Annotated in this window: 23 protein-coding genes; 2 read left to right on the forward strand and 21 right to left on the reverse strand. The window is 65.3% G+C overall.

The features are described 5' to 3' along the window. From SE92_RS24275 to rimP, 4 genes are all read right to left on the reverse strand, one after another. Nucleotides 1-601: translation initiation factor IF-2 associated domain-containing protein (locus SE92_RS24275; protein ID WP_198172773.1), on the reverse strand; the 601-nt coding region annotated here is incomplete at its 3' end. Between the two features lie 73 nt (nt 602-674). Further along, nucleotides 675-1,358, reverse strand: coding sequence for an RNA-binding protein (locus SE92_RS24280; RefSeq protein WP_063198973.1), 684 nt, complete (start codon nt 1,356-1,358; stop codon nt 675-677). 23 nt (nt 1,359-1,381) lie between these two features. Then, nucleotides 1,382-2,992 carry a transcription termination factor NusA gene (nusA, locus tag SE92_RS24285; RefSeq protein WP_063198976.1) on the reverse strand — a complete coding sequence of 537 codons (1,611 nt, stop codon included), beginning with the start codon at nt 2,990-2,992 and terminating at the stop codon, nt 1,382-1,384. 2 nt (nt 2,993-2,994) lie between these two features. After that, nucleotides 2,995-3,753, reverse strand: a complete 759-nt coding sequence (gene rimP / locus SE92_RS24290) for a ribosome maturation factor RimP (protein WP_063198978.1) — start codon at nt 3,751-3,753, stop codon at nt 2,995-2,997. A gap of 383 nt (nt 3,754-4,136) precedes the next feature. Here rimP and SE92_RS24295 point away from each other — a divergent pair, with 383 nt between their 5' ends. Continuing rightward, nucleotides 4,137-5,219 carry a DUF2336 domain-containing protein gene (locus SE92_RS24295; protein WP_063198981.1) on the forward strand — a complete coding sequence of 361 codons (1,083 nt, stop codon included), beginning with the start codon at nt 4,137-4,139 and terminating at the stop codon, nt 5,217-5,219. Here the strand turns inward: SE92_RS24295 and trmB are convergent. The 17 genes from trmB to murJ form a co-directional block, all read right to left on the reverse strand. Beyond that, nucleotides 5,216-5,926 (reverse strand): tRNA (guanosine(46)-N7)-methyltransferase TrmB, encoded by a 711-nt coding sequence (gene trmB, locus SE92_RS24300; protein ID WP_063198984.1) that lies wholly within the window; start codon nt 5,924-5,926, stop codon nt 5,216-5,218. The genes SE92_RS24295 and trmB overlap by 4 nt on opposite strands. Beyond that, on the reverse strand, nt 5,923-7,080 hold the full coding sequence (locus tag SE92_RS24305) for a M20 family metallopeptidase (protein ID WP_063198987.1): 1,158 nt from the start codon (nt 7,078-7,080) through the stop codon (nt 5,923-5,925). Before SE92_RS24305 ends, trmB begins: the two co-directional genes overlap by 4 nt. An 86-nt stretch (nt 7,081-7,166) precedes the next feature. Continuing rightward, nucleotides 7,167-7,580, reverse strand: coding sequence for a helix-turn-helix domain-containing protein (locus SE92_RS24310; protein ID WP_027546813.1), 414 nt, complete (start codon nt 7,578-7,580; stop codon nt 7,167-7,169). A 220-nt stretch (nt 7,581-7,800) separates the two neighbouring features. After that, nucleotides 7,801-9,414: an apolipoprotein N-acyltransferase gene (gene lnt, locus SE92_RS24315; RefSeq protein WP_063198990.1), complete on the reverse strand. Its 1,614-nt coding sequence runs from the start codon at nt 9,412-9,414 to the stop codon at nt 7,801-7,803. Next, entirely contained in the window at nt 9,411-10,529 is a 1,119-nt protein-coding gene (locus SE92_RS24320; protein WP_063203734.1) for a hemolysin family protein, read from the reverse strand. Before SE92_RS24320 ends, lnt begins: the two co-directional genes overlap by 4 nt. A gap of 1 nt (nt 10,530) precedes the next feature. Beyond that, nucleotides 10,531-11,019, reverse strand: a complete 489-nt coding sequence (gene ybeY / locus SE92_RS24325) for an rRNA maturation RNase YbeY (protein WP_245324681.1) — start codon at nt 11,017-11,019, stop codon at nt 10,531-10,533. Nucleotides 11,020-11,099: 80 nt separating this feature from the next. Beyond that, complete coding sequence (locus tag SE92_RS24330; RefSeq protein WP_063198996.1) at nt 11,100-12,095, reverse strand: PhoH family protein; 996 nt, start codon at nt 12,093-12,095, stop codon at nt 11,100-11,102. 64 nt (nt 12,096-12,159) lie between these two features. Beyond that, nucleotides 12,160-13,554, reverse strand: coding sequence for a tRNA (N6-isopentenyl adenosine(37)-C2)-methylthiotransferase MiaB (gene miaB, locus SE92_RS24335; protein ID WP_063198999.1), 1,395 nt, complete (start codon nt 13,552-13,554; stop codon nt 12,160-12,162). A gap of 163 nt (nt 13,555-13,717) precedes the next feature. Continuing rightward, entirely contained in the window at nt 13,718-14,122 is a 405-nt protein-coding gene (locus SE92_RS24340) for a hypothetical protein (RefSeq protein ID WP_063199002.1), read from the reverse strand. Between the two features lie 14 nt (nt 14,123-14,136). Beyond that, on the reverse strand, nt 14,137-14,820 hold the full coding sequence (locus SE92_RS24345) for an HAD family hydrolase (RefSeq protein WP_063199005.1): 684 nt from the start codon (nt 14,818-14,820) through the stop codon (nt 14,137-14,139). A gap of 4 nt (nt 14,821-14,824) precedes the next feature. After that, on the reverse strand, nt 14,825-15,280 hold the full coding sequence (locus tag SE92_RS24350; RefSeq protein WP_011083619.1) for a Fur family transcriptional regulator: 456 nt from the start codon (nt 15,278-15,280) through the stop codon (nt 14,825-14,827). A gap of 38 nt (nt 15,281-15,318) precedes the next feature. Next, on the reverse strand, nt 15,319-15,804 hold the full coding sequence (gene rimI / locus SE92_RS24355; protein ID WP_063199007.1) for a ribosomal protein S18-alanine N-acetyltransferase: 486 nt from the start codon (nt 15,802-15,804) through the stop codon (nt 15,319-15,321). Then, the gene (tsaB, locus tag SE92_RS24360) at nt 15,801-16,496 is read right to left on the reverse strand and encodes a tRNA (adenosine(37)-N6)-threonylcarbamoyltransferase complex dimerization subunit type 1 TsaB (protein WP_063199009.1); all 696 of its coding nucleotides are present in this window, start codon (nt 16,494-16,496) and stop codon (nt 15,801-15,803) included. Before tsaB ends, rimI begins: the two co-directional genes overlap by 4 nt. Before the next feature lie 88 nt (nt 16,497-16,584). Beyond that, nucleotides 16,585-17,154, reverse strand: coding sequence for a NifU family protein (locus SE92_RS24365; RefSeq protein WP_063199012.1), 570 nt, complete (start codon nt 17,152-17,154; stop codon nt 16,585-16,587). 234 nt (nt 17,155-17,388) lie between these two features. Then, complete coding sequence (locus SE92_RS24370) at nt 17,389-17,883, reverse strand: universal stress protein (protein ID WP_063199015.1); 495 nt, start codon at nt 17,881-17,883, stop codon at nt 17,389-17,391. Between the two features lie 92 nt (nt 17,884-17,975). Continuing rightward, the gene (gene trpS, locus SE92_RS24375; protein ID WP_063203735.1) at nt 17,976-19,028 is read right to left on the reverse strand and encodes a tryptophan--tRNA ligase; all 1,053 of its coding nucleotides are present in this window, start codon (nt 19,026-19,028) and stop codon (nt 17,976-17,978) included. An 83-nt stretch (nt 19,029-19,111) separates the two neighbouring features. Continuing rightward, on the reverse strand, nt 19,112-20,644 hold the full coding sequence (gene murJ, locus SE92_RS24380) for a murein biosynthesis integral membrane protein MurJ (RefSeq protein WP_063199018.1): 1,533 nt from the start codon (nt 20,642-20,644) through the stop codon (nt 19,112-19,114). Between the two features lie 125 nt (nt 20,645-20,769). Between murJ and SE92_RS24385 the strand changes: the two genes are divergently transcribed. Continuing rightward, the gene (locus SE92_RS24385) at nt 20,770-21,771 is read left to right on the forward strand and encodes an adenosine kinase (RefSeq protein ID WP_063199019.1); all 1,002 of its coding nucleotides are present in this window, start codon (nt 20,770-20,772) and stop codon (nt 21,769-21,771) included. Nucleotides 21,772-21,861 lie beyond the last annotated feature (90 nt).

Below are 21,861 nucleotides of genomic sequence, written 5' to 3' on the forward strand. Positions count from 1 at the left end.
GGCGTGCAGCGGGTGCGCCGGGGCGCGGCGCGGGAGCAGCCGGGGCCGCCGCTGCGGGGCGCGGCGCGGATTGCGGCTGCTCGCCTTCGCCAAAACGCTTCTTGGCCTCGGTTTCGGCCTTGCGCTTGGCCTCGTCCTCGTGACGGTGACGCTCTTCCTCGGCCTTGCGACGGGATTCGGCGGCCTCGCGGTCGGCGCGTTCGGCGGCCTCGCGGACAGCGCGGCGCTGGGCCTCTTCCTCGGCCTGGCGGCGCTCTTCGACTTCGCGCACCTTGGCATCGGCCAGCGCGCTGGCGCGGGCGGAACGTTCGTCCTCGGTCAGCGTACGCAGCACCACGCCGGAGCCGGCGTTGCGCGGCGGAGCCGGGCGTGCGGGAGCAGGTGCAGGCGCGGCCGGTGCGGGCTTTGCAACGACCGTGGGAGCCTGCGGCTCAGGGCTGCCGTCGATGCGGCGCTTGCCGCGCTTCTCGACCACGACCTGCTTGCTGCGGCCATGGCTGAAGCTCTGACGCACAGTGCCCGTTTCGACGCGCGGCTTGAGCGATAGCGTCTTGCTCGGAACGCTCAGCTTCTTGTCGTCAGGGGTCTTGGTATCAACCATTCAGCAGTCCTAATCCTGATCTTTGTTAACGGTTGTGCGTTGCCGCACCGTCCTATCGGGTCGTGCTTGTCTCTCAGAAATCCTGGCCGGGCTTTTCGGCAGTCTTGTCAGCGTCCGCCATCCGGTATCGGACCAGCATCTGGCTACGTGACAGGAATGACTTGCTCGCCGGGCCCGCGAGCAGGGCAGCATGTATCACATTTGACCGGGTAAGTGCCAAATCCAATTCTATCGATTTCAGTGCGGTAACGACGGGAATCTGCGGCTTGGCGCCGCGATTCCCGGCATTTTGACGCGCCAGCATGTCCAATTTGCGGATTCCGTCCGCGGCCCCGTCGCTGGCGTGGATCAGGACCTCGGCCGTGCCTTCCCGGAGGGCGCTTTCGACCTTGCCGAAGCCGGCCACGACCTGGCCCGCCTTGGCGGCGATCCCAAGGGCTTCCGTCACGCTCCTGACCAGGAGCGCCTCAATGTCGGCAGGAAGCGTCTGAGGGCTGCGCAACTCGCGCTTGAAGGCCTTGCTAAATTGGTGACGCCGCACGGCTTCCGCAACCACCCCACGGGAGGCCGTGAGCCACATGCCGCGTCCGGGCAGCTTGCGCTTGAGGTCTGGAACTATGTCGCCTTGCGGCGAAATGACGAAGCGGATCAGCTCGTCGATCGGCCGGACCTCCCGACTGACCGCGCACATCCGCATGGTCGCGGACCTTTCGGTCCGCGGTCCATGGTCGAGTTCGGGGTCAGTATCGGTAAGCATCCGGGCGACATTCTCCTTTGCCCTTAAGCCGGCTGATCTTCGGTCGCCTCAGCTTCCTCAGTTGGCTTGGCGAGATCGGCCTCGGTGATCCAGCCGGCCTTGACGCGGGCCTGCATGATCATCGCTTCGGCGTCGTCACGAGAGATTTCGATGCCGTCGAGGGCGCCCGGGAATTTGGTCTGCTCGCCGCCTTCCTTGCGCTCGGTCCAGCCGACCAGATCGTCGGTGGCGCAGCCCGCGAGATCTTCGACCGTCTTGATGTCGTTCTCGCCGAACTTCACCAACATCTTGGAGGTGACGCCGGGCACGTCCTTGACCGCGTCTTCGACACCCAGCTCCTTACGGCGTGCCTCGATTTCCGCTTCCTGCTGCTCGAGATATTCGCGAGCGCGGCTCTGGAGCTCTTGTGCCGTCTCCTCGTCGAAACCCTCGATGCCGGCGAGTTCCTTGAGGTCCACCATGGCGAGTTCCTCGACCGAGGTGAAGCCTTCGGAGGCCAGCAACTGGCCGACCACTTCGTCGACGTTGAGCGATTCCATGAAGACGCGGGTGGAATTCTCGAAGTCGGCCTGGCGGCGCTCCGATTCCTCCTGCTCGGTCAGGATGTCGATGTCCCAGCCGGTGAGCTGCGAGGCCAGACGCACGTTCTGACCGCGGCGGCCGATCGCCAGCGAGAGCTGGTTGTTGGTGTCGGGCACCACGACCTCGATGCGCTCGCGGTCCTCGTCGATGACGACCTTGGACACTTCGGCCGGCGCCAGCGCGTTGACCACGAAGGTCGCGATGTCGGGCGACCAGGGGATGATGTCGATCTTCTCGCCCTGCAATTCGTTCACCACGGCCTGCACGCGCGAGCCGCGCATACCGACGCAGGCGCCGACCGGATCGACCGAGGAATCGCGGGAAATCACGCCGATTTTCGCGCGCGAGCCCGGATCGCGGGCCACCGCCTTGATCTCGACGATGCCGTCATAGATCTCAGGCACTTCCTGCGCGAACAGCTTCGCCATGAACTGCGGATGGGTGCGGGAGAGGAAAATCTGCGGGCCGCGCGTCTCGCGGCGGACGTCGAAGATGTAGGCGCGGACGCGGTCGCCGTTGCGGAACACTTCGCGGGGCAGCATCTCGTCGCGGCGGATGATGGCTTCGCCACGGCCGAGATCGACGATCACGCTGCCATATTCGACGCGCTTGACGACGCCGTTGACGATGTCGCCGATGCGGTCCTTGAATTCCTGGTACTGCCGGTCGCGCTCGGCCTCGCGCACCTTCTGCACGATGACCTGCTTGGCCGACTGCGCGGCGATACGGCCATATTCCAGCGGCGGCAGGGTGTCGGCGATGGTGTCGCCGACCTGGGCGCCGGGATTGGCGCGCTGCGCGTCGACCAGCGAGATCTGGTTGGAGTGGTTTTCGACCTTCTCGACCACCAGCATGTGGCGCGACAGCCGCAGCTCGCCCTTTTTCGGGTCGATCTCGGCGTGAACGTCAGTCTCGCTGCCGTAGCGTGCGCGAGCGGCCTTGGCGATGGCATCCTCCATCGCCGCGATCACGATGCCGCGGTCGATCGATTTCTCGCGTGCGACGGCGTCGGCGATCTGAAGCAATTCAAGTCGATTGGCGCTGACTGCCATGGCTAGTCTCCTTGGTCAGGATCGATCTCGCCGCGCCGCGCACGTTCGGCGGCAAGGCGATGTTTCTTGGTGTTGGTCGGGGCCGGCTTCTTTTTTGCCGGCTTGGTGTTCTTGGTGATCTTCGCGCTGATCTCCGCGTGCGGCGCAGCCGGCGGCTCCAGTCCGAGATCCCTGCGCATCTGGCGCTCCTCGGCTTTGCCGCGGCGCATCGATTCCGCAATCAATTCGTCGGTCAGCACCAGCCGGGCCTCGCCGATATCCTCCATGGTCAGGAGCACGTCGGCATCGGCGCCCGCCTTGACGTCGTCGCGACGCAGATGCACGCGGTCGCCTTCGACGGCACCGAGCATGCCGCGGAACCGCTTGCGTCCTTCATGCGCCACCGCCATGTCGATCTTCACCAGATGGCCGGAATAGCGCTCGAAATCGGAACGGCGGACCAGCGGGCGGTCGATCCCCGGTGAGGAGATTTCCAGCCGATAGGCGCGATCGATGGGGTCGGCGACATCGAGCACGGGCGAGAGCGCCCGCGAGATCGCTTCGCAATCCTCAAGCTGCATCGAGCCGTCCGGCCGCTCGGCCATGATCTGCACCGTGCAGCCGGCCTCGCCGGAAATGCGGATCCGCACCAGGCGGTAGCCCATGCCCTCGAGCACCGGCTCTGCGACCGCGGACACCCGTGCCGCCACGCCCGGCTCGACCACGAGCCTCGGCTCGGCCAGCAATTCGGCATCGATGGAACCAGGGTTCGGTTCGGTCATATCAGGGGTCAAGGCGCTCGATGGATAAGGCTTGGGTTAAGGCTTGGTTAAGATTTTCAAAGCCCGCTTCGGAACTCTCCCGACACGCGTCGGGCCGCATCTTCCGCCGAGCCGCGTTCAGGTAATAAAAAAGAGCGGGTCCTTTCGGGCCCACTCTCACTACGCGGATCGTATGAGAAGATGAATTGGCGCTGATATAGCGCTTTTGATCCCCCCGGACAAGGCCCATCGCGGGCCAGACGAGGCTTTTTGCGCCCGATTCGCGGCGTCGTTCGCGCCGTCCTGGGCCTAACGCTTCTTTCACCTGGGGAGGCTAAATTCCCTGATTGTGGGGCGGCTTCGACCAAGGGCGCACCCGCGGCGTGCCCTGATCGAGTTGTTTCATGACCGTTGTCACGTCGCTCATTCCCGGACTGGACGATATCGTCAAGCGCGGTGATCCGCGGCGACGCGGTGAGATCGCGCGCGCCATCTCCGAACTGTTCTTCCAGGATTCCGCCAACCTTCGTCCCGAGCTGATCGATCTCTTCGACAATCTCCTGATCGATCTCGTGCCGCATGCGGAGCTTGCCTCGCGCGTCGATCTGGCCGAGCGCTTCTCGCACCTCAACAACGCGCCGCCGCATCTGGTCAATCAACTCGCACGCGAAAACGAGATCATGGTGGCGGGCCCCGTATTGCGCCGCTCACCCGTGCTGGATGATTCCGCTCTGGTCGAGATCGCGCGGCTGAAGGGCCAGGGCCATCTGCTGGCGATGACGGAGCGCCCGACATTGTCGGCTGAGATCACCGACGTGCTGGTCGAGCGCGGCGATCGCGACGTGGTGCGCCGCGCCGCCGGCAATGCCGGTGCGGCGTTCTCGCCGGGCAGCTATTCCGAGATGATCAAGCGCGCGGCGCAGGACGGGGTGCTGACGCTCAAGATCGGCCAGCGCACGGATCTTTCCGGTGAAAACCTGAAGCAGCTTCTCGACGGCACGCTCGACGTCATCCGCCGCCGCCTCTCCAGCGTCGTCAACCCCGCGCGCCAGGTCGAGATCAAGCGCGCGATGGCGGCGATCGAGGAGGCCGCGTTGCCGCCGGGGCCGCGGCGCGATTTCTCCGGGGCGCAGCGCACGGTGCTCACCTTGCATCGCGAGGGCCATCTCGGCGAGAGCGCATTGCTGGGCTTTGCCAAGGCGCACAAATACGAGGAATCGATCGCGTCGCTCTCGGCGATGTCCGGCGTCCGTCTTTCGGTTCTCGACCGCCTCATCTCGGGCGACCGCTACGATCCGATTCTCATTGTCGGCCGCGTGCTGAATCTGGGCTGGCCGACGGTGCGCTCGCTCATCCTGCTCTGGTACGGTCCGCATCGCACGCCCGCCGATGCCGACATCGAGACCGCGCGCGTGAACTTCACGCGCCTGATGCCGGCGACCGCCGAGCGCGTCGTGAATTTCTGGCGCAACCGGCAGATGATCTAGACTCTCCTGAACCGCAGATAAGCCGCCTTGCGTCCTTCGCGCGCGGCCTTCCGGCCGTAGCGCGTCATGGTGTAGCCCGCCCATGGCTGCCTGAAGTCGTCGGCGCGTTCGGCAAGCCATTTGAAATCCTGTGACCGCGCCAGATGCGACAGCGTCCAGGCGCAGTAATCGTCGATGTCGCAAACGAAACGGAATTCGCCGTTCGGCTTCAGCACGCGCGCCATCGCGGCGATCGTTCTGTCCTGGACGAAGCGCCTCTTCCAGTGCCGCCGCTTCGGCCAGGGATCGGGATGGATCAGGTCGATCCGCGACAGCGATGCCTTGGGCAGCCAGGCCAGCAGCTCGGCGGCGTCGCCCGCGAAAAGGCGGATGTTGCCGATGTTGGCGGCCTCGATCTGCGCGAGGATCTTGGCCATGCCGTTGACATAGGGTTCGCAGCCGATGAAGCCGGTCGTTGCGAAGTGCTGCGCTTCCGCCGCGAGATGCTCGCCGCCGCCGAAGCCGATCTCAAGCCGCAAATCTTCTGTCCCGGGACCAAAGATCTCGCGCGCGTCCGCGGGCGTCTCGCTGTCGATGTCGAGCGCAAGATGCGGCAGCAGATGATCGACCAGCTCGGCCTGGTGCTGCCTGAGCTTGTGGCCCTTGCGGCGCCCGAAGAAGGCGCGCTCGCTGTCGTCGCGCGCGGGGTCTGATTTGCGCTCGCTCATCGCAGCGACTGATACAGGCGATGGAGCAGCCGCGCGCGCGGCGCAAGCGAGGAGATGTAGAGCTGCTCATAATGGGTGTGCGCGCCCTTGCCGTCGACGCCGAGCCCGTCGAGCGTTGCGGTGTGCGCGGCGGTGAAATTGCCGTCCGAGCCGCCGCCGGTGTGGGTGTCGATCAGCTCGAAGCCGATCTCGCCGGCGAGCGTCTTCGCGTGCTCGTACAGCGAGGCGCCTGCATTGCTCTTCTCGTAAGGCGGCCGATTGAGCCCGCCCGTGACCACGACGCTGACGCCGTCGGTCTTCGAGGTCAAAGCGAGAATCTTGCCGACGAACTCGTCCGCGTCCTTCAGGCTCAGCACGCGCAGATCGACTTCGGCGAAGGCTTCTTCCGGCGTGACGTTGGGGCGCGTGCCGCCGCGCACCACGCCGACATTGACGGTGACGCCGCGCGCGAGGTCGTTCATCCCTTCCAGCGCCAGGATGATATTGGCGAGCTCGCGGACGGCGCTGCGGCCGTCTTCGGGCCGGGAGCCGGCATGCGCCGGCACGCCCTTGATGGACACGCGGAAGCGTCCGACGCCCTTGCGTCCTGTGACGATCCTGCCGCCGTCACGCGCCGGTTCGGTCACCAGCACGTATTTGGCCTTGCGCCCTTCCTGCTCGATGAGTGCGCGCGAGGTCGGGCTGCCGATCTCCTCGTCGGAGGTGAACAAATGCGTGATGCCGAGCGGCGAGCGATCACCCTCGGCGCAGAGCGCAGCAAATGCGTGATGGGCGATATAGGCGCCGCCCTTCATGTCGTAGATGCCGGGACCGAACGCGACGTCGCCTTCGACCTTGAACGGCAGGCGCTCGATGAAGCCGAGGGGATGAACGGTATCGAGGTGACTCAGCACCAGGATGCCCGGCCGGTCCTGGCCCCAATTCGACCGCGCCAGCAGATGATCGCCGCAGCCATCGGTACCGGCGACGCGCTCGAGCGTGACGGGCAGATCGCGGTATTGCTCCGCGACCATGGAGACCAGCTTGTTGACCTGTTCAGGCGCTTCCGTCGGCGTCTCGACTTCCACCCAGCGGCGGATGCCATCGAGAATAGTTTGAGAATCGAACCAATTGGAGCTGGTCATGGGCGCATCTGTGCCTTTGAATCGCATCATCGAAGCGGGCGCGCATCAAGGCGCGGCCATAAATGACGACATAGGCCAGATTTGACGCGGTCTCAAATCGCCATTGAGACGGCGCGTCAGCGCTTGTCGGGGCCTTCGCGAGCCGCGATCTGCTCGACGAGATCGACGATCGAGCGGCGCATCTTCGAATCGGTGATTCGCGTGAACGCCTTGGTCAGGGCCAGGCCTTCGGAGGTCGCGAGAAAGTCCGACACGTAAGAGGGCGAAGCGCCTTCGGCGAAGCCATTCGGCCCCGCTACGCCGCTCGGACCGCCTTCAAACAGGAACGACACCGGCACCTGCAAAATCTCGGCGATCTGCTGGATGCGGCTGGCGCCGACCCGGTTGGTGCCCTTCTCGTACTTCTGAATCTGCTGGAAAGTCAGGCCCAAAGCTTCACCGAGCTTTTCCTGGCTCATGCCCAACATGATGCGGCGCATACGCACGCGACTGCCGACATATTTGTCAACAGGGTTGGGCGCTTTCGACATTTCCTCAGCCCTCCAAACACCACCTTAAGCGCAATCAACTGGAGTGCCTCAGGTGCAAGCAACGTCAAATCAAACCCTCTTATTGGGAAACATTGCGGAGAAATTTAGCAATGCACCACTGTCTTTTGCAGCCGGTGCAGAATGGGGAGCCCGTGTGCAGTCTGTCAACCGTGGGACTGCGGTTGTCAAAAGCTTCCGGCCGCTGCTGGCGAAGCTGCGATCAGGGCAGCCGTTTGGTGACGCGTCGGCGGAGGGCCAGAATCACGGCCAGCGCGACGAGCATGGCTGCAGGCGCATCGCCCACCCGCGCATAGACGGTCGGCGGGATCGCGGCGGGCAGGTTTGCATCCAAAATGCCTTCGATTCCGAGACCGAGGCTGGCAACGGTGCGGCCGACCGGATCGATCACCGCGGAGACACCGGTATTGGCCGAGCGGACCAGCGGCAATCCGAGCTCGATCGCGCGCATCCGCGACTGCTCCAGATGCTGATAGGGGCCGGTCGAGATGCCGAACCAGCCATCATTGGTGAGATTCACGATCCAGCCTGGACGCTCATTGCGTCCGGCCACTTCGCCGGGAAAAATGGCCTCATAACAGATCAGCGGAAGTGCGGGTGGTGCACCGGGGACCGGCAGCGCATGCCGCACGGTGCCCGGAATGAAGCCGCCGCGCACACGCGTCAGTTGCTCGAAACCGAGCTTCTCCATCAGTCCCTGGTAGGGAAGAAATTCTCCAAACGGCACCAGATGCAACTTGTCGTACACTGCGAGCACGCTGCCGTCGTGATCGATGACGTAGATCGAATTATAGGCACGCGTGATCGGCGTGCCCCGCGGTAGGTCAGGCGCGCGGACCGATCCCGTGATCAGCACGGTGCCTTTCGGCAGCAGATCGGCAATTTGCGCCATCGCGTCGGCTTCGCGGGTCAGGAAGAACGGAAAAGCGGATTCCGGCCAGATCAGGATGGTGGCAGCGGCGACACCGGTCGATTGCGGGCCGGAAGCGCGGTCCGACAGCGCCAAATATTTCTTCATCACCTCCGCCTTGGCGGCGTAGTTGAACTTGGCGTCCTGCTGCAGGTTCGGTTGCATCAGGCGCAGCTTGGCGCCGGATATCATCGTGGTCGGATGCAGCGACAGGCGGATCGCGCCAAAGATGCTCATGCCAAGCAAGAGCGCAATTGCCGCCACCGGCACACGCCATTGCAGGCGACGATCGGGCGTGCGGTCGATCAGGGTCGCGGGGCTGGCGAAGATCGCAACCGTCAGGAACGTCATGCCCCACAGGCCGATCAGCGACGCCGTCTGCGCCAGCGGCAGCGGCTCGGATAGCGCATAGCCGAATGCGTTCCAAGGGAAGCCGGTCAGCGCGTGGCCGCGCAGCCATTCGCTCAACGTGAGGCTTGCCGCGAGCGCAAGCACGCGCGTGGCGTTCTTGGTCCAGAGCAGGCGGGCCAGCGCGAAGCCGATGGCGGTGAAGATGGACAGATAGGCCGGGAGGCCGAGCACGGCGAAGGGCGTCAGCCAGGCGAACACATCGGCATCGACGAAGAAGGCGTAGCCGATCCAGTAGAGGCCGGGCACGAAATAGCCCAGCCCGAACCAGTAGCCGGTCAGCGCCGCAGCCGGGACGCCGCCATATCGTCCGGCCCCAGTGCCGTCGATCAGCCAGACCAGCACTGGAAATGTGATGAACAGCACTGGAAAGAAATTGAACGGCGCCAGCGCCAGCACCGACAGTGCTCCGCACCCCATGGCGATGATCGCGCGCTTCCATCCCCAGGCGAGGATGATGGCAAGCGCGATCTGCCGAAGTCGCTGCAACGGACTCACTGTTGGCCGGTCCCGTCGCTTGGCGGCGGGCTCGGCGTGTCGCTGGCCGGCGGCTGGCCGCCCTCGGGCGTGGCCTCGCGGCGCCGGCTCTCGCGCTGGGTCCGCGGCGCGGGACGTTCCTTCCGCGTCGAGATGCGCAGCCGCTTGACGCGGCGCGGATCGGCATCGAGCACCTCGACCTCGTAATTGCCGGGGCCCGAGATCACCTCGCCGCGCACCGGCAGGCGTCCGACGAAGCTGACGAGATAGCCGCCCAGCGTCTCCACCTCCTCGCCGGCTTCGCCGGTGACGAAATCCTCGCCGATCACCGAGCGGACGTCGTCGAGGCTGGCGCGAGCGTCGGCGATGAAGGCGTTGTCGGGCAGGCGCACGATCGAGGGCGGCTCGTCGCTGTCGTGCTCGTCGTCGATCTCGCCGACGATCTGCTCGACGATGTCCTCGATCGAAACCAGCCCGTCGCTGCCGCCATATTCGTCGACCACCAGCGCCAGATGGATGCGCGTGGCCTGCATCTGCGCGAGCAGGTCGATCGCCCGCATCGATGGCGGCACGTAGAGCAGCTTGCGGATGATGCGCGCATCCTCGAGCGGCAGCGCGAGATCGACGGCGCGGAGATCGAGCCCGGCCGGCAGCGGCTTCTTGCGCTTGGTCTTGGTGGCCTCCGCCACGCGGGCGCGCGCCGTCATGAAGGCGAGCAGGTCGCGGATGTGGACGATGCCGACGGGATCGTCGAGCGTCTCGTTGTAGACCACGAGGCGAGAATGACCGGCGCTCTCGAAACGGTCCATCAACTCGCCGAGCGGGATGTCGCGCTTCACCGCGATGATGTCGGCGCGATGCACCATGACGTCGGCGATGCGGCGCTCGTGCAGTCCTAGGATGTTGCGCAGCATGGTGCGCTCGACCGCGGAGAAGCCGGAGTCGCCAGGCGTCGTCGCATCGAGCACGACCTGCAGGTCGTCGCGCACCGATCCCGCCTTCCAGCCGAACAGCGTCCGGATGGCGCGCAGCAGCCATCCTTCCGCGGTTGGGCGCATCACCTCGCCTTCGGTCACCACGACGGGAAGATTGGCCGTGTGGCGCGGGTTGTCCTGAATCGGGTCGGAATCCGGCATCTCAGTGCGTCCCTGCGCGGTCTGCATAGGGATCGGGAATTCCCAAATGAGCCAGGATCTGCGTCTCCAGCGCTTCCATCTCCTCGGCGTCGGCGTCGTTCTCGTGGTCGTAGCCGATCAGGTGCAGGAAGCCGTGCACGGCGAGATGGCTCAAATGGTGGTCGAACGGCTTGTGCTCCTCGTCCGCTTCGCGCCGCATGGTCTCGTAGGCGATCGCGATGTCGCCGAGCATGCGCGGTGCATCGCCCACCTTCCACTCGCCCTCCGGCTGGAGCGCGGGAAACGACAGCACGTTGGTCGGCTTGTCGATGCCGCGCCAGTTGCTGTTGAGGGTGCGGATGCCGGCATCATCGGTCAGCATCACCGCCACTTCCGCGTCGGCAACGTCTTCGTCGACACTCTCGGCGGCGGCCGCGACCGCGCGCTGGATCACGGCTTCGGAATCGGGCTCGCGCTGCCAGCAATCGGCGACGGCGAGGACCTCGGTCATGGGAAGGTTCGGATGTGACATTGTCTTTGTTCGGAGCGTGAGCGCCGTGTTCGCGCCCGGAGGGTCCGGCTGCTGTCCCGTCAGGATTTATCGGTGGCCGGCCGCTGCGGCGAACCTTCATAGGCGGCGACGATCCGCGCCACGAGTTCGTGGCGGATCACGTCCTCGGCTTTGAAATGAACCTGGGCAATGCCCTCGACGCCGCCCAGGAGGCGGGTCGCTTCGGCCAGGCCCGAGGTCTGGCCGTTCGGCAAGTCGATCTGCGAGGGATCGCCGGTCACGATCATGCGGCTGTTCTCGCCGAGGCGCGTCAGGAACATCTTCATCTGCATCGACGTGGTGTTCTGCGCCTCGTCCAGGATGATGGCGGCGTTGGTGAGGGTGCGGCCGCGCATGAAGGCCAGCGGCGCGATCTCGATCTCGCCGGTCTGCAGCGCGCGCTCGACGATGCGCGCATCCATGAGGTCGTAGAGCGCGTCGTAGATCGGCCGCAGATACGGATCGACCTTCTCGCGGAGATCGCCGGGCAGGAAGCCGAGCCTTTCGCCGGCTTCCACAGCGGGGCGCGACAGGATGATCTTGTCGACCTCCTTGCGCTCGAACAGCTGCGCGGCATGCGCGACCGCGAGCCAGGTCTTGCCGGTGCCGGCGGGGCCGATGCCGAACACCAGCTCGTGGCGCTTCAGCGCACGGATGTAGGAGTCCTGCGCGGCGGTGCGCGCCCGCACCGGGCGTTTGCGTAAGTTGATGCTGTCGAAGGCCGATTTCGTCGATTTGGCGTCGAACTCGAACAGCGAGCCCTGGGCAATGACGGCACGGATCGCACCTTCGACCTCGCCCTGGTCGAGATCCTGTCCCTTCGCGGCCTGCGCGTAGAGCATCTCCAGCACGCGGCGTGCGGCGTCGCAGCCGTCGCGCGTGCCGCCGATCGTGATGTGGTTGCCCTTGGAATCGACGACGACGCCGAGCCGGCGCTCGATCTGCGCGAGGTGCTGGCCGTAGGGGCCGACCAGCGCAGATGCGGCACGGTTGTCGTCGAAGTCGATGACGACCTGGGTCTCTGGCGGAACTTGCATGTCGCGGTCAAATTTGCGGCTGGGAGCGATAGAAGACGAATCCGATGCGCTTTTTGGCAAGGGTTCAGGCTCCACTGGCTTGCGATAAGACGGGCTCGCGTGCATTGCGCAGCGTGGCGAGCTCGCCGAGAAAGCTATAGCGCTCGAGGCTGTCGATCCTGACAGGCAGGATGTGTCCGATGATGTCGGGCGAGGCCATCACGTGAGCGGGCTGGAGGAAAGCGGTGCGGCCGACGATCTGGCCGTCCTTGCGCGCCGGACGTTCGAACAGCACGTCGACCGTTGAGCCAATCGCGGCCTTGTTGAAGGCCGATTGCTGGCTGTCGATCAGTTCCTGGAGCCGCTCCAATCGCTGGTCCATCTCGGCGGGGGACACCGTCTCCTGCATATCCGCGGCCGGCGTTCCCGGCCGGGCGGAGTATTTGAACGAATAAGCCGCAGCGTAGCCGATTTGCGTGACAAGCGCGAGAGTGGCGAGAAAATCTTGCTCGCTCTCCCCGGGAAAGCCGACGATGAAATCTGATGAAAAAGCAATGTCTTGGCGCGCGGTACGGAAACGGTCGATGACCCGCCGGTAATCATCGGCGGTATGTTTCCGGTTCATGGCCGCCAGAATACGGTCCGAGCCCGATTGCACCGGCAGGTGCACGAAGGGCATCAGGGCACCGAGATCGCGGTGGGCCGCGATCAGGCTGTCGTCGACGTCGCGCGGATGGCTGGTCGAATAGCGCAGCCGCGCAATGCCGGGAATCGTCGCCAGATGCTCGAGCAGCCGGCCGAGCGGCCAGGCTTTCCCGTCCGGTCCCTCGCCATGATAGGCGTTGACGTTCTGCCCGATCAGCGTGAGCTCGCGCACGCCGTTGTCGGCGAGCCGCTTCACGTCGTCGACGATTTTTGCGACCGGCCGCGAGACTTCCGAGCCGCGCGTGTAGGGCACGACGCAGAAGGTGCAGAACTTGTCGCAACCTTCCTGCACCGTGACGAAGGCGGAAATGCCGCGCGCGCGGATCGCATCGGGCTTGGGCTGGGCCAGGAAGTCGAACTTGTCGGCGGCCGGGAATTCGGTCTCGATCGCGCGGCCTTCGTTGCCGGCGCGCTTCAACAGCTCCGGCAGGTGATGATAGCTTTGCGGTCCCACCACGACGTCGACGGCAGGGGCCCGGCGCACGATCTCCTCGCCTTCGGCCTGCGCCACGCAGCCCGCGACCGCGATCTGCATGGTGCGCCCGCCACGTGCGGCCTCATCCTTGGCGACGCGCAGGCGGCCGAGCTCGGAATAGACTTTTTCCGAGGCCTTCTCGCGGATATGGCAGGTGTTGAGGATGACGAGGTCGGCCTCCTCGGCACTCGCCGTCTCCACGAATCCTTCCGGAGCCAGCGTGTCCACCATGCGCTGGGCATCGTAGACGTTCATCTGGCAGCCATATGATTTGATGTGCAGCTTGCGCGGCGGCGTCATGGAACCCGAAATTGAGGTGGAGGACGGCCTTCAGATATAGGCTGGAGGGGGGAAAATCCAGCGAATGGGGCTTCAAGGGGTCATTCTGGGGGACTCCCAGAGGGGGCGGAGCCGAATCTTGCTCCAAAACCCCGAAAGTGGCTCTCTTTGCGTGAATTTCGCGCTACACACGAGGAGTGGCGAGCCATTCCCGCCAAAACGCTTCCTGCGCGTCGACCGAGGCCGGGATCACATCGGGCCCAGAAGTGAAGATTTCGACGAGGTCGGCCATGCGCGCATGGATGCCTTTCTTCATCCGATATGCCTCGAGCCCGGCGCCCATGTCCCTCGCCATTCCTGACGGATACACGTTGAGGCTGGCGCCGTAGCAGAACGGGATGAGGCCCTCGGGCTCGAGCTGACGGCGGATCAGGCAGAGCGCCTCGAAGAAATCGGGGGCCTCGGCTTCGATCGTCTTGCCGCGGTAAGCGCAGGTCAGCTTGCAGACGGGACCGATTTCGTACTCCGTGAACACGGCCCTTTCGTCCTCACCGGCGCCGATCAGAGCTATGTCGTGTTGCTCGTCCATAGTCTCACCGTGCTCTACGACTGAAGCTTGGGCAAACCCAGACTTCGCCGGACCAGCTCGGGCAATTGCCGCATGTCGTCGAACGTCAATCCGGCGCCGGCGGCGCGCAGCCTTTCGGCGTGTCCCGGCGGGCAGTGGCTGCCGCCGTGAAAGCCCAGCACGGTCATCCCGGCGGCGTGTGCGCCGGTTACCCCGGGGACGCTGTCCTCGATCACGACGCACCGTTCCGGCGCGACTTTCATCTGCGCGGCGGCAAACAGGAACAGATCAGGCGCCGGCTTGCCGCGTGCGACCTGACTTGCCGAGAAGATGTGCGGGGCGAGCAACTCGTAGAGCCCGGCGCATGTCAGGCCGTGATGGATCTTCTCCGGCGTGCCGCTCGATGCGACGCATTTCGGCAGATCGATTGCGGCGATCGCCGCGGCCACATGGGTGATCGGCTGCAAATCGCTGGCGTAGAATTGCAGCGTGGCCGCGCTGATCTGCTGCTCCAGGTCACCCGGGAGGCTGCGGCCGATCTCCTGTTCGACCATCAGTCGTGCGTCCTTCTCGGATACGCCGAGGAAGCGGACCAGGACCTGCTCCGAGGTGATCGGATAACCGTGCCGCGTCAGCACGTCCGCATGGGCGCGACAGGAGATCACCTCGCTGTCCACGAGCACGCCGTCGCAATCGAAGATGATGAGATCGATTGGCACTAAATCAGGATGTCGGCTTGTCGTCGTCGAGCGGGACGCAATAGAGCTCGAGCCGGTGGTCGACCAGCTTGTAGCCGAGCTTGCGGGCGATTTCCGCCTGCAGCTTCTCGATCTCCTCGGAGGTGAACTCGATCACCTTGCCGTCGCGCAGATTGATGAGGTGATCGTGGTGGCTGTCGCGCATCGTCTCGTAGCGGGCGCGACCCTCGCGGAAATCGTGGCGCTCGATGATGCCGGCGTCCTCGAACAGCTTGACGGTGCGATACACGGTCGAGATCGAGATCTTGTCGTCGACCGCGACGCAGCGCCGGTACAATTCCTCGACATCGGGATGATCGACGGCCTCCGCGAGCACGCGCGCGATGACGCGGCGCTGCTCGGTCATACGCATGCCGGTGGCGGCACAGCGCGCCTCGATGCCGGACGCCTTGGATGCGGAAGAAGGTTTCAGTGCGGTCATAGTTTGTCTGCCTGGCGGGGCGCTTTCTGGCACCGATGTTACGACAAGTCACGCCGCATCAGAAGGGCGTTCAAATGTTCCCCGTCGGGCTGCTTATAGTAGCGTTCGCGGCGCCCGACCACCACGAATCCGCACCCGTCATAGAGCCGTCGGGCCGGCTGGTTGTTTTCCTCGACCTCGAGAAATATTGTGCGCACGCCGCGCCCTGCGAGATGTCCGAGATGGGTCATTAGCAGCGTGCGGGAGAGGCCGCGGCCGCGATGGGCCTGATCCACCGCGATCGAGAGGATTTCCGCCTCGTCCGCGCCGATCCGCGATACCGCGAATCCGATCGTCCTGCGGCCCCGGCGCAGCCGATGCACGAGCGTGTTGCGCTCGCTGAGCATGCTCTCGAATTCGCCTTCGCCCCAGCCGTGTGCGAACGAAGCGCCGTGCAGCTGCGCCAGCCGCGCGGCGTCACGCAGCGACGCGGGCTCGACGGCGGCGGTGCCGCCGCGCCACCATTCCGACAGCCATCTCATCATGAGGTCGCGGCTTGAGCTGCAAATGGGGGTTGTGCCGGCGGCTTGGCGTCGGGCGCTTTCAGGTAGAACGGCCGCGCCGGATTAGTCTCGGGATCGGCGGCGGCGCCGAGCCATGCGATCCAGCTGATGTCAGGCGCTGCTTGCGCCTCGACCGCGACCGGCTGCTCGCTGTCTTTCGGCCAGCGCTCGGCGAGGATGTTTGCGGCATTGCCGACCAGATGCGGCGCGCCGAATTGCGAGGCCGCGATCGCCTCGTCGATGGAAGCGACGCGCGGCCGAACCAGCTGGCTGCCGTCGCCGGCGACGACCTGGAAATAAACATGGTCGTGCCGCGCGTCGATCGCCGAGATCACCGGCGCCGATTTGCTCTGGCCAACGATGGCGGCGGCATAGGCCGATAGGGTGGTGAGGCCGATCGCCGGCCGCTCGGCCGCGAGCGCCAGGCCGCGCGCCGCCGAAATGCCGACTCGCAGACCGGTGAAGCTTCCTGGGCCGACGGTGACCGCGATGCGGTCGAGCGCGGTGAAGGCGAGATCGGCCGATTGCATGACGCGCGCGATCATCGGCATCAAGGCCTCGGCATGGCCGCGCTTCATGAGAAGCTGCTCCTGCGCGAGGAGCGCGCCGGCATCGGTGTCGAGCACGGCGACGGAGCAGGCGTCGAGGGCAGTATCGATGGCGAGGATCAGCATGGAAAAGCAAATGGCGAGTGGCGAATAGCGAACAGTCTAGCCGATCGGATTGCCATTCGCCATTCGCACCTCGCCATTCGCTGACCGATCACATCGGCCGGACTTCGACCACGTCGGGCACGAAATGCTTGAGCAGATTCTGGATGCCGTGCTGCAGCGTCGCGGTCGATGACGGGCAGCCGGAGCAGGCGCCCTTCATGTTGAGATAGACGATGCCGTCCTTGAAGCCGCGGAAGGTGATATCGCCGCCGTCATTGGCGACCGCCGGCCGCACGCGGGTCTCGATCAGGTCCTTGATCATGTCGACCGTTTCGGCATCGGCCTCATCGAAGAACTCGTCCTCGTCGTCGATATCGGCATCATCGGCAGCCGCCCCGTCCGCGAGCAGGGGCGCGCCGGACATGTAGTGCTCCATGATGGCGCCGAGAATCGCGGGCTTGAGCTGCTGCCATTCACCGCCCGCCTTGGTCACGGTGATGAAGTCCGATCCGTAGAACACGCCGGCGACGCCGGGCACCTCGAACAGCTTTTCCGCGAGCGGCGAGCGCGTTGCGGCCTCACGGCTCGAAAATTCCATGGGGTTGCCGTCGGTTACGACGCGGCCGGGAATGAACTTCAGCGTGGCGGGATTGGGTGTGGCTTCGGTTTGAATGAACATGGTTTTCTCCAGACGTCGCCGGTTCAAGGCCGGCGCGTTGCCCTATTCCCTAGCAGATGGCGACGGAGAACGCACGATCAAGGGGAGAGTGGGGCATTCTGCTGTCCTATCAGCGGGTTATGGGTCGCTCCGTCCCGTCATGGCCGGGCTTGACCCGGCCATCCACGCCTTGCTTCGTACAGCGCCAAGGACGTGGATGCCCGGGACAAGCCCGGGCATGACGAAGGCTCCAAGCTACGACAGCGAATCTACGCTTTCGTCGCTCAGCGCGCCGGAAATGATCGTCACGGGAATCGGGAACGTGCCAAGCGCGTGCGCCAGCAAGGAGACCAACGGCCCCGGCCCCTCCGCGCCCGGGTTCGCGGCGAGCACCAGCATGGCGATGTCGGGATCCTCGTCGATCACCGCGAGCAGCTGTTCCATCGCGGCGCCTTCGCGGATGACCCGCTCCGGGGTGATCGCGGCGATGCCGTTGGCGCGGCCGGCGGCGCGGTCGAGCGCGGCCTCCGCCGCTTCCTGCGCTTCGGCGCGCATGATGTCGGCGACCCCCAGCCATTCCTGGGTCTGCTGTTCGGGCTCGATGATACGCAGCATCACCACGCCGCCACCGGCGCGGATCGCCCAGCGACTGGCATAGTAGACCGCGCGATCCCATTCGGCGGTGTCGTCGACGATGACGAGGCATTTGGGCTTGTGACCCGGCTCGTAGCAAAGTCGTTTGCTGGTCATGCCTATCCCGGAATGTGCAGGGACGGCATGCTGCCACACTCCCGCAAGCTTGGGGAGAGGAGATGCGGCCGGCGCGCCGGCGCCGGCCGTCTCTAGCGCCGGTAGATGAAGCCGACGATATCCTTCGAAAGCTTCATCGTCTCGTCGGCGAGCGCGCGGGCCCGGTCGGATCCATCGTTGAGGATCGAATCGATATGGCCGGGGTCGGCAACGAGGCGCTTCATTTCGCCTGCGATCGGCGCGAGCTTCGTCACGCACAGCTCCGCCAGCGCGTTCTTGAAGCTGGAGAACTGGCCGCCGCCGAATTCGCGCAGCACGTCGGCCTTGGCGCGGCCGGAGAGCGCGGCGAAGATGCCGACGAGATTGTCGGCTTCGGGGCGGGCTTCCAGCCCCTTTTCCTCCGACGGCAGTGGCTCCGGATCGGTCTTCGCCTTGCGGATCTTCTGCGCGATGGTGTCGGCATCGTCGGTCAGATTGATGCGCGAATTGTCCGAGGCATCGGATTTCGACATCTTCTTGGTGCCGTCGCGCAAGCTCATCACGCGCGTCGCCGGGCCCGTGATCAACGGTTCCGGCAGCGGGAAGAACAGGCCGTCATTGGCGCCCTGGGCGCGAATGGAGTCGCCGAAGTCGTTGTTGAACTTCTGCGCGATGTCGCGCGAGAGCTCGAGATGCTGCTTCTGGTCCTCACCGACCGGCACGTGCGTGGCGCGGTACAGCAGGATGTCCGCCGCCATCAGCACGGGATAGTCGAAGAGGCCCACCGAGGCGTTCTCGCGGTCCTTGCCGGCCTTCTCCTTGAACTGGGTCATGCGGCCGAGCCAGCCCATGCGCGCGACGCAATTGAAGATCCAGGCGAGCTCGGCATGGCCCGAGACCTGGCTCTGGTTGAACACGATGTGCTTCTTCGGATCGATGCCGGCTGCGATGAACGCCGCGGTGACCTCGCGGGTGTTGCGCGTGAGTTCGGCCGGTCCGCCCCAGACGTCGATGCCCTGCGTGATCGCGTGCATGTCGACGACGCAATAGATGCAATTGTGGGTTTCCTGCATCTTCACGAAGTTGACGATCGCGCCGAGGTAATTGCCGAGGTGCAGATTGCCCGTCGGCTGGACGCCCGAAAAGACCCGTTCAACGAATGGCATGGTCAAGCTTTCCCATAGGTATTCGGCCGTCGTTTCCAACAGCGGCGCTGCCCCGTCAAGGGCAATTCGCAAGCGCGGCCTGTTCAGGTGGGACGCTTCAAGGCGTTAACCGCCTCGCGCCACGAGGCCGCGCCGAGGATTTGCAGCAGCAGGCCATAGACGGCAATCCCGGCCCCGATCTGCAGGCCCAGCACGATGAATTGGATCAGGCCGTGCGCCTCCGAGGGCACGAGTCCCGTGGTCAGCCAGAGCGAGGCGCCCATGGCGGCCGCTGCGAGCATGATCCGCGGCAGCCGCTTGCGGGCAGCAAGGTCGATCGAGAAGCCGAATTCGCCGGCGCCTTTCCGAAGCAGCGAGAGAGCGCTGCTCCAGGCACCGGCCGCGATACTCGCCGCAATCCCGCTCGCGCCGAAAAAATGGCCGAGCAGGACCGCGAGCAACACCGCGACCACAAAACCCTTAGCCGTGGCGAGAAGCGGCGTCATCGTGTCGCTGCGGGCATAGAAGGCCGGCGATAGCGCCTTGATCAGCACATGCGCCGGCAGGCCGAGCGCCAGCCACGTCAGCGCATGCGCCGTGGCAACGCTGTCCTCCGGGCCGAATGCGCCATGCTCGAACAACAGCCGGACGATCGGCTCGGCCAGCACGATCAGGCCGAGCGTCGCCGGCAGCGCCAGCCCGGTCGCAAGCTCCAGCGCACGCGATTGCGCATGCGCCACCGCCTCGCGGTCGGAGCTTCCGACAGCGCGCGTCAGCTCCGGCACCAGCACGGTGCCCATCGCGACGCCGACGATGCCGAGCGGCAGCTCGATCAGGCGGTTGGCGAAATAGAGCCAGGACACCGCGGACGGCGTCGCGGATGCGATGATCGCACCGGCCACCATCAGCCATTGCGGCCCGGAGCTTGCGATCATGCCGGGAATGGCCTTGGCGAAGAAGCCGCGCATCTCCTTGTCGAAGCTCATGCGCAGCGGCGTCGCGAGGCGCGCGCTTCGTTGCGACAGCAACATCAGGAGTTGCAGCAAGCCGGCAAGTCCGACGGTCGCCGCCAGCATCCACGCCGCGAACGCCGCATCTTTGTGCCAGGCCAGCAGCACGGCGATCGCCACGATCAAGGCGATGTTGAACAGCAGCGGCGAGAACGCGGTAAGCGCAAAGCGCCCTTGTGCGTTCAGCAGGCCCATCAGCACCGTGACGGGGCCGGCGAAGGCGAGATAAGGCAGCATCAGCCGCGCGTTCTGTACGGCGAGATCGAGCGTCGCGTTGCCGAGGAAGCCGGGGGCGATGACCGTGATGATCAGCGGCATCACCAGCGCAATGACGGCCGAGATCGCGATCAGGCCCACACTGACCGTGCCGAGCACGCGTCCGGCGAATGCCGAGGCGGCTCGCTCGCCATCGCGGTTGCGGACCCGCAGCCAGGCCGGGATCAGCGCCGCATTCAGCGCCCCCTCGCTGAGCAGCCGGCGCACCACGTTGACGAGCTGGAAGGCGGCCAGAAACGCGTCCGCCACGGCACCCGTGCCGAGCAGGGCGGCAATCATGGAATCGCGGGCAAAACCCAGCAGCCGCGAGGCCAGCGTTCCCGTCGAGACTGTCAGGAAGGAGCGGATCATTGCGCTTGAATAATACCGTTGCTTGCCCGCGAAGGGCCGGTCGTGATAGGCCGCGAGCCGGATTTCAGGGTAACAGGAAGCGGATTTCCGTAAGGTCCGCAATCCGCCAGACAGGATCAAGGTGAATGGCTGACGTGAAATATGACGTTCTCGGCATCGGCAACGCGCTGTTCGACGTGCTGGTCAGGACCGACGAGGCCTTTTTGGCCAGGCACGGCATGGCCAAGGGCAGCATGTCCCTGATCGACGAGGCGCGGGCGGCGGCCATTTACAAAGACATGGGGCCGGCCACGGAAGTCTCGGGGGGATCTGCCGCCAACACCATCGTCGGCATCGGCAGCCTGGGGGCGCGCGCGGCCTATGTCGGCAAGGTCAAGGACGACCAGATCGGCAAGCTCTATGTCCACGACATCCGCGCTGCCGGCGTCGCCTTCAACACGCCCGCCGCGACGGACGGTCCTGCCACCGGCTGCTCCTACATCCTCGTCACGGATGACGGCGAGCGCACCATGAACACCTATCTCGGCGCAGCGCAGGATTTGTCGCCGGCCGATATCGACCCGGCCGAGATCGCCTCTGCCGGTATCGTCTATCTCGAAGGTTATCTCTGGGACCCCAAGAACGCCAAGGACGCCTTCGTCAAGGCGGCCAAGATCGCCCATGACGCCAGACGCAAAGTGGCGCTGACGCTGTCGGATTCCTTCTGCGTCGATCGCTATCGCGACGAGTTCCTGTCCCTGATGCGCAACGGCACCGTGGACATCGTGTTCGCCAACGAGTCCGAGCTGCACTCGCTCTACATGACGTCGGATTTCGACACGGCGCTGAAGCAGCTGCGCAACGACGTCAATCTCGGCGTGGTCACCCGCAGCGAGAAGGGCTGCATGGTGGTCTCGTCCGAGGATGCCGTCGCCGCGCCGGCCTTCCCGGTCGACAAGGTGATCGACACCACCGGCGCAGGCGACCTGTTCGCCGCGGGCTTCCTGTATGGCCTGGCGCGCAACCTCGCCTACAAGCAGTGCGGCGAGCTCGGCGCACTCGCGGCCGCCGAAGTGATTCAGCACATCGGCGCCCGCCCGCTGGTGTCGCTGAAGGAGCTCGCCGGTCAGCGCGGGCTGACGGCGTAGGGCGCGTCTCTTTCCTCCGTCATTGCGAAGAGCTCGTAGCCCGGATGGAGCGCAGCGAAATCCGGGTTCCGTCCCCGCGGCAGGACCGCC

It is taken from the genome of Bradyrhizobium sp. AT1, assembly GCF_001590795.1.
Taxonomy (GTDB): Bacteria; Pseudomonadota; Alphaproteobacteria; order Rhizobiales; family Xanthobacteraceae; genus Bradyrhizobium.